This is a genomic window from Gorillibacterium massiliense, assembly GCF_000455485.1.
In the GTDB taxonomy this organism is placed as follows: domain Bacteria; phylum Bacillota; class Bacilli; order Paenibacillales; family NBRC-103111; genus Gorillibacterium; species Gorillibacterium massiliense.
Genome location: NZ_CBQR020000135.1, coordinates 1 through 7,611 on the forward strand (window position 1 = coordinate 1; position 7,611 = coordinate 7,611).

The 7,611-nt window shown below is 54.9% G+C and carries 7 protein-coding genes; 2 read left to right on the forward strand and 5 right to left on the reverse strand.

Features of this window, described 5'->3' with window-relative positions:
* The 4 genes from TJ79_RS17580 to TJ79_RS17595 form a co-directional block, all read right to left on the reverse strand.
* On the reverse strand, positions 1-489 hold a 489-nt coding region (locus TJ79_RS17580; protein WP_040951663.1), incomplete at its 3' end, for a DUF92 domain-containing protein.
* Positions 490-584: 95 nt separating this feature from the next.
* On the reverse strand, positions 585-1,238 hold the full coding sequence (locus tag TJ79_RS17585; protein WP_040951659.1) for a fumarylacetoacetate hydrolase family protein: 654 nt from the start codon (positions 1,236-1,238) through the stop codon (positions 585-587).
* A 312-nt stretch (positions 1,239-1,550) separates the two neighbouring features.
* Positions 1,551-2,894, reverse strand: a complete 1,344-nt coding sequence (locus tag TJ79_RS17590) for a CapA family protein (RefSeq protein ID WP_040951660.1) — start codon at positions 2,892-2,894, stop codon at positions 1,551-1,553.
* A 119-nt stretch (positions 2,895-3,013) separates the two neighbouring features.
* Positions 3,014-4,240, reverse strand: a complete 1,227-nt coding sequence (locus tag TJ79_RS17595; protein WP_081756976.1) for an MFS transporter — start codon at positions 4,238-4,240, stop codon at positions 3,014-3,016.
* A gap of 320 nt (positions 4,241-4,560) precedes the next feature.
* On the opposite strand from TJ79_RS17595, the gene TJ79_RS17600 reads away from it, so the two are divergent.
* Positions 4,561-5,769: an MFS transporter gene (locus tag TJ79_RS17600; protein ID WP_040951661.1), complete on the forward strand. Its 1,209-nt coding sequence runs from the start codon at positions 4,561-4,563 to the stop codon at positions 5,767-5,769.
* A 94-nt stretch (positions 5,770-5,863) separates the two neighbouring features.
* Here TJ79_RS17600 and TJ79_RS17605 read toward each other — a convergent pair whose 3' ends face one another.
* Positions 5,864-6,574, reverse strand: a complete 711-nt coding sequence (locus TJ79_RS17605; RefSeq protein WP_238323056.1) for an O-methyltransferase — start codon at positions 6,572-6,574, stop codon at positions 5,864-5,866.
* Between the two features lie 189 nt (positions 6,575-6,763).
* On the opposite strand from TJ79_RS17605, the gene TJ79_RS17610 reads away from it, so the two are divergent.
* The coding region (locus tag TJ79_RS17610; RefSeq protein ID WP_040951662.1) for a THUMP domain-containing class I SAM-dependent RNA methyltransferase at positions 6,764-7,611 on the forward strand (848 nt) is incomplete at its 3' end.

The window sequence follows — 7,611 nt, forward strand, 5'->3', positions numbered from 1 at the left end:
GCTAGCGGCGGAGCCCAGCGCCGTGACGCCGCCGGAGGCGCCGGCTGGCACCGGCTTGCCGGTCACGATGGAGCGGGGAGCCCGGCGGCTGAGTCCGCCGATCTCCGTCGCCCACGTGTCCGCGTTCACCGCTGCCATGACGCCGGCGTAGGCGGCGAGCCATAGCGGGTGCGGCCATATTGCGTTTCCGGCGCACAGCAGCGCGCCGGCCAGCCCGTTGGCCGCCACTTGGCCGGCATCCCGCCGGCCGGTTTTCTCATAGCCTTCTTCCGCTTGTTTCTTCTTGTGCCTCTTCCATTTGGATAAGAGGGTAGAAGAAACAAAGAAGGCGATGAGAAGCGCAAACCACACCGGACTGCCCAAGGCATACAGCGCGGTTCCAACCACTGCCGCAGCGATGGCGCCGGAAGATGTCAGCGCATTTTTCCAATAGGCCAGTCCGCCGATGATCAAGCTGCCGATGAGTCCGATCAGCCAGGGTGAGTCCATAATCGGGATAAGCCAACCTGGCAGCGCCAACCAATCGGGGATATCCGCCGCCGTAACCAGCCAGTGGGAAGATGAGGCCGAAAACGTTCCAATAATCATGCTTTTTTGCCGGCGGCGTCGTCAGCAGCAAGCTTTACTTGGAAGCTGCCGACTTCTTCCCCGTTCCAGAACAGTTCAAAGGTATCGCCGTCCGTAACGGGGCCAACGCCTGCCGGAGTGCCGGTAAAGATCAAATCCCCTGCTCCAAGACCGTAGCGGGCAGCGATGAATTCCACCAGCGTCTGCGGGTCGAAGATCATCTCCGCCGCTGTCCCCCGTTGTTTTTCCACGCCATTGATCGACAAGGAAAACGGAACCTGTGTAATCCCGGCTGCTGGATAAGGAAAAAACCGCCCGATTGGCGCAGACCCTAAAAAGCCTTTGGCCGCAAGCCAGGGCAAGCCTTTTTCCTTCAACTCGCTCTGCACGTCCCGCAGTGTGAAATCGATGCCGATGGCCAGCTTGTCCACCAGCTCCTCCACCCGCATACCCGGCTCGTAATCCCGGCCGATATGAAGCACCAGCTCCGCTTCGTAATGAACATCGCCCCGATCACCCGGCAGTGCGATAGCATTCCCCTCCGCCTGAACCAGCGAATGGGTCGGTTTCGTGAACAGCATCGGCGATTTCGGCACGTCGTTACCCAATTCGGCGGCATGCAGCCGGTAATTTCTCCCCACGCAGTAAACGTTGCGCACATCAGTAAACATCTGTGTCAATCCCTTCTTATGTACGATAAAATCATCTTCATAAAAGCCGACTCAGTATTCCGAGAGTTTATCAATCAGTTTTATATTACTTTTATACGTCGCAAGAATCAATTTATAAGAAAAACGTATATCGACGTACATTCAAAGAAGCCAGACCGCATATAAAGGTAGTTTTTCTTGCGATATAAGGAAGCTGATGCTCCAGAGTTTATCCTTTCTTATATCGTAGAAAAAGCGGCCCGGAAGCCGGCAAGGCTCCAGAACCGCTCATCATTTTTAAGAAGAATGGAATAAGATCAACTTCGCAATCGTTCAATGAGTCTCGGTTGTCGAAACAACCTGCCCGTCCTTAAGCAGCTTCGCTCCATAAGATACGGCCGAGAGTCTTGAAAACAACGCCGCAGCAGCATCGGGCTGCATCCGCTCCGGCTTGGCCATGCGGGTGAAGATCGGCAGTACCTCGATGGAGCATTCGCCTTTTTGCGTACAAGCCGCTTGGAGAATCATGCTGTCATTGGTCTTCGGCTTGTCATTGGTCGTAAAAATAAAGTTGCCCAAGCTGTAGGCGATCCATTTGCCTTTATACTGCTCGAATCCCTGCACAACATGGGGATGGTCGCCTACCACCAGATCAGCTCCGGCATCGATATATCGGCGGGCTAGCTCCTTTTGGTAAGGCTCCGGCGTATCCTGCCGCTCAATGCCCCAATGAGGCAGCACCACGACCAGATCAGCTTGCGCTTTCGCTTTTTTTATAGCCTCCACCGGTTTGTTGTAATCGTACGTTTCCGCAACCCCCGGATGGTTTGGCCCCGCTTTCCAGCTGCCATTCGGCACGATCCGGCTGAAACCGAGGAAGGCGATGGATATTCCTTTAGCTTTTAAAATCACCGGCTTATAGGCTTCGTCCGCGTCTTGGCCTGCCCCTACATACGGGATACCGTTCGCTTTCAGATGATCGAATGTATCCAGCAGCCCTTGCTCTCCATAGTCAATCGTATGGTTGTTAGCTAGGGTTACCAGATCGAATCCCGCTTTCTTGAACGACGGCAGCGCGGCGGGGTTCGCCCGGTATACATATTCCTTCGTTTGGGCGTCCCCTCGAAGGGTGACGGGGCTTTCCAAGTCGGCAATGGCAAAGTCCGCTTGCTGGATATAACTTTTGACGTCTTGGTAGGGATAATCGTAACCTTTTTGATCCAACAGTTTCTGGACCGATCCCGCCAGCAGCACGTCGCCCATAAAAGATAGATGAATCCGGTCTTTATCGGTAAAAGCTCCCGGGTTGCCGGTTGCGTCCGGTTCTTGCTGCGGATCCTTTTGCGGCTCCTTCGACGGTACGGACGAACCGGCTGCTCCGCTTACGGTTGGCTTCGGCGTCCGTTTTCCTCCAGCCGCGGAAGGCGTAGACGTTGAGTTAGCCGGCGTTGAACCTGTGGTATCGCTCGACGTGGAAACAGACGGGGTTGACTGTTTCGGACCCTCGGAGGATTGGGCCGAATCCGTCTTCTCCGGTTTAGGCTGCTCCAAGAGCCCCGGGGCAAAAGCCACGATCATCACCGCAGCGGTAAGGACGGCCAAGATTAAAGCGACTGTGGATAATATCTGTCTTCTTCGCTTCTTTTTGGCATACCGGGATGAGCGTGTTGGCTGCATCTTCACTCACCTCAATGATTCAATTTAAGAGAACAATTGTTCCATTATACCAAACATTCATACTTTCGGCTTTACCTAGAGACGTTTTCTATACTCGAAAACTTAGCACGATTGGTTATTCAAAACAGTTTTGCTCTTTTTCGGCTTGCCAACAAGAAAAACGCGGCAGCAAACGCCAGGATTCCGCCAAGATAGAAGCCGCTCGCAAGACCGTAGTCGTCATTCAACCAACCGGCGATAAACGGACCGGCGAACATGCCGATGGAATAGACTGCCTGATAGAAGCCCATGGCCGTCGCCCGTTTGGAAGGTTCGATATCCCGGATGCACAAACCGAGCAGGAGCGGAAAATGCAGTCCCTGCGCGAAACCGTTAAACACCTGGGTCAGCAAGAGCCAACCGTAAGAGGATGCGACGGGGATCAAGAGTGTACAAATGCCGCTGACAATAAAGCCGATGAGTAGGGTTGCTCCAGTGCCCAGCTTAGGCGCAATCTTGCGTCCGCTAAGCAGGTTAGCGATGGCATGAGGCACCATGAACGCGACGACAAGGAGCGTCAGCTCCATTTTACCGGCACCCAATGCCTTGGCTTGTAATGGAGTAAACCCGAACATCGTAATAAACAGAACGCTGTGGGCAAGAATAGACAGCAGCGCGACGGTTATCAAGGTCGGAGAAGAGACGACTGCGGTGAGATCCTTCATGCGGATCGGATCACGCGCTACTCCGCTTTTCGGTTCTTTGACGAATGTCGCAGCAACGAAGCCTGCTAAACCAATGACGGCTCCCGACATGTACAACGTATGATAGCCAAACTGGCTGACGGTCCAACCGCTCAATGTCATGCCCACCAGTTGACCTGCCGCCGTCATGACGCTGATGTAGCCCATGGCTTTCGTCGACTCGTTTTGCGGATAATAGCTGGAATAAAGGACGGTAAAGGCAACCCAGGTGGAAGCGGATACCCCGGAAACGATACGGGCAAGTAAAGGCCAACCCCAGGAACCGGCTATGGGAAACAGCAGGCAGGCCAAGGCTGCCGTCACCATGCCCAGCATGATAAACGGTTTCCTCCGGCGCAGCCGGTCCGACGCCATGCCGAGGGGAAGCCGAATGACGATTTGGGTAAAGCCGTAGCTTCCCAGAACAAGTCCGGTTAAAAACAAGCTCATCCCTCGGAAGGTCAAATAGTCCGAAAGAATAGGTACATAAACGTACAAGGATGACCAATACAGCAGGGTAACGACGGTGAAAAGCACGCGGTCGGCGCGGGTGGTAGCGATGGTCGCCTGCTCCTGCTTCGATTCCGCAGCGCGGGACAATTCGCCGGTTGACTTGGTATTCATGAAAATCTCCTCTATCGGTTGATTCAACAATAGATAACTTTACTCTAAAAGCTACCGGATTTCTACGCCAAAAATGACCGCATTTCCCCTTTTCCGGCGATAATATTGTTGATTTAGGAAATAAAAATCCGTAATCATGCCTGGTGCCAGAAGCCATTCGCAAAAGCCGCGAAGAAAGGTAAAGTTTGTAATCTCCTTCGCATAGGCCTATACTTATTTATTGAATATTCGGCTATCGGCAGATTAATCGGACCAGTTACTCACGACTCACCTGTGTGCGGTGAACCGCGACTGATCCAGTACGGAAGGAGATCAGCATCTTGGAAAAATGGAAAGTGAATCTTGCCGTTCTCTGGTTCGGCCAATTCTTCGTCATGGCAGGCACCACCATGATCACCCCGTTTCTCCCTCTTTATTTGCAGGAAATGGGCATGCATAATACACACCAGGTGGCGATTTGGTCGGGGATGATTTTCGCCGCCAACTTCGTCACCTCCTTTCTTTTTCAACCCCTGTGGGGCAGCGTCGCCGACCGGTACGGCCGGAAAATCATGCTGCTGCGCTCAGGCTACGGTATGGCCATTGTCATGGCCACCATGGGGCTCACGGGACAAGCCTGGCAGCTCCTGCTGCTTCGTCTCTTGAACGGTACCATCTCCGGCTTCAACCCGGCTTCCGTCACTCTGCTCTCGGCGAACACGCCACGGGAAAAAGTCGGCTTTGCCATGGGCATTCTGCAAACAGGTGGTGTAGCAGGGGGAATATTCGGGCCGCTTATCGGAGGGCTCTTGGCGGATGTTATCGGCTACCGCAATATTTTCTTCCTTACCGGTGCCTTGATCTGCGTTGCCTCCTTGCTGGCAACCTTTCTCGTAACCGACCAATTCGATCGCAGCGCCGCCCTCAGCAAGCCGAAGATGTCAACTCTCGAAAGCGTGCGGGAACTGGCGAAAATCACTCAACTGCCCGCTCTGTTTACCGTGACCTTTCTGTTTCAATTCGCCCTGCTCAGCCCTTCCCAACTGCTGCCTCTGTACGTGCAGAAGATCCATGGAACAGGTGAGATGCTCGCCTTCTTCGCAGGCGTCGTCAGTTCGGCAAACGGGATCTCCAACATGGCGATATCGCCGCTCCTGGGCAAATTGGGCGACAAATTCGGCTCCGAACGGGTGCTCAATATCTGCCTAGTAGGAACTGCATTGAGCTTCGGGCTGCAAGCGATGGCCGGAACCGTCTTGCAGCTGATTATTGCCCGCTTCGTCCTCGGCATGTTCATGGGCGGCCTGCTGCCTTCCGTCTATGCCTTGATCCGCCGATTCACGCCGGAGGGGATGGAAAGCCGCAGCTACAGTCTGAACACCAGTACCCTAGCCCTTGGCAACGTGCTCGGTCCCATCACCGGTGGGCTGCTCTCCCCGTGGATCGGCATTCAAGGCGTGTTCCTGCTGTCAGGCTCGCTGCTTCTGATCAATGCCGTATGGGTCCGCACCTCCCTCAACAAACGGCGGCCAGCGGCATCCGCCAACTGACACCCAACCGAAAAAGCCTTCCATCCGGCGGATCATTTTGCCGGAATGGAAGGCTTCTTTTTTTGCTACCGCTCTTTTTGGAGGCTAAAATGCATTACTCCCTCACTCTGGCGATAGTCAAGCCGTCATAAGCAGGAAGCATCGTGCTCTCTAGCCGCGGGTGAACGGCCACCAGCTCGTTGAATCGGCGGATGCCTCTTACGCCCGGGCCGGTCCGGCTGGGGTCGAGGGCTTTGCCGGTCATAAACGTGTTGTCCGCCACGATAACGGCTCCCGGATTGGAAAGTTCCAGCGCCCGATCCAAGTACTCCAGGTAGTTTTCCTTATCGGCATCGATGAAAAAGAAGTCGAACCGCTGACCCTCCTCCACAAGCCGGACCAAGCTTGCCCGGGCATTGCCGACACGTACTTCCGCCCGCGCCGCCAAACCGGCTGCAGCCAGGTTTGCCCGGGCTACCCGGGCAAACTCCTCCTTGATTTCCAGTGAAATCAAATCTCCGTCCGGGCCTAAGCCTCTGGCAAGACAGATACCGCTGTACCCGCCGAGAGCGCCGATTTCCAAAATACGGCGGGCTCCCTTCATTTTCACAAGTAGCGTCAATAAACGCCCATAAGCGGGGGCAACGGAAATATCCGGCAAGCCTTCGGTTAGCAGTACCTCTCTCGTCAGCCGCAGTTGCTCGTCAACGGGATACAGCCGTTCCGCATAACTCTCCGGACTTTCCGGCTGCAAAAGGGAAGGGTCTTGTTGACATCCTTCCTGTGGATCATCCTGATAATCGGTTTCTTTATCGGTCATCTTCATCGGTAATGTCCTCATCGCTTTCTTTTCACGTTAACCGCTGTTCTCGCTCCCCATCATACCGCATGATTTCCGGCTTTTCCACTTTACGCCGGACAGGCTGGATTCCCGGCTGCATTACCTGTATGATTAGAGGTACATGAATTTTCCAAACAAACAGAATGAAAACGAAACGGAGACGATGACGACATCATGGCCGCCATCCAATTGATCGCTACCTGCCCCATGGGACTCGAAGCCCTTGTGGCGCGGGAGATTAAAGATTTAGGCTACGACGACGCGCACACCGAGAACGGGCGCGTAACCTTTACCGCCGACGAACAGGCTATCTGCCGGACCAATCTATGGCTGCGGACCGCTGATCGCGTGCTCATAAAAATGGGTGAATTCCCTGCAACCACTTTCGACGAGTTGTTTGAAGGCACGAAAGCGTTAAACTGGCCGGACTGGATACCGGAAAACGGAGAATTCCCCGTTCAAGGCCGCTCCCATAAGTCCCAGCTAAGCAGCGTCCCCGCCTGCCAAGGCATCGTCAAGAAAGCCATCGTAGAGAAAATGAAACAGGCTTACCGCACCGACTGGTTCCAGGAAACCGGTCCCCGGTACGTCGTTGAAGTTGCACTGCTGGGTAACATCGCCACGCTGACCATCGACACCACCGGTCCCAGCTTGCACAAGCGAGGCTACCGCCGGCTCGTAACCGAAGCACCGCTGAAGGAAACCCTCGCCGCCGCCATGGTTCAGCTGAGCCGCTGGCAGCCGGACCGGCCGCTATACGATCCCTTTTGCGGCTCCGGCACCATCCCCATCGAAGCGGCGATGATCGGCTGGAACATCGCGCCCGGACTGCGCCGCACCTTCCCGGCGGAAAACTGGCGGGAAATCCCCGCCAAGCTGTGGAACGATGCCCGAGAGGAAGCCTATGACCTGGTCCGGGACGATATCCCCCTAGAGATCACCGGCTCGGATATTGATCCGGAGGCCATTGAAGTCGCCCAAGCCGCCCTTAAAAGCGCCGGATTGGCGGGGGAAATCGACTT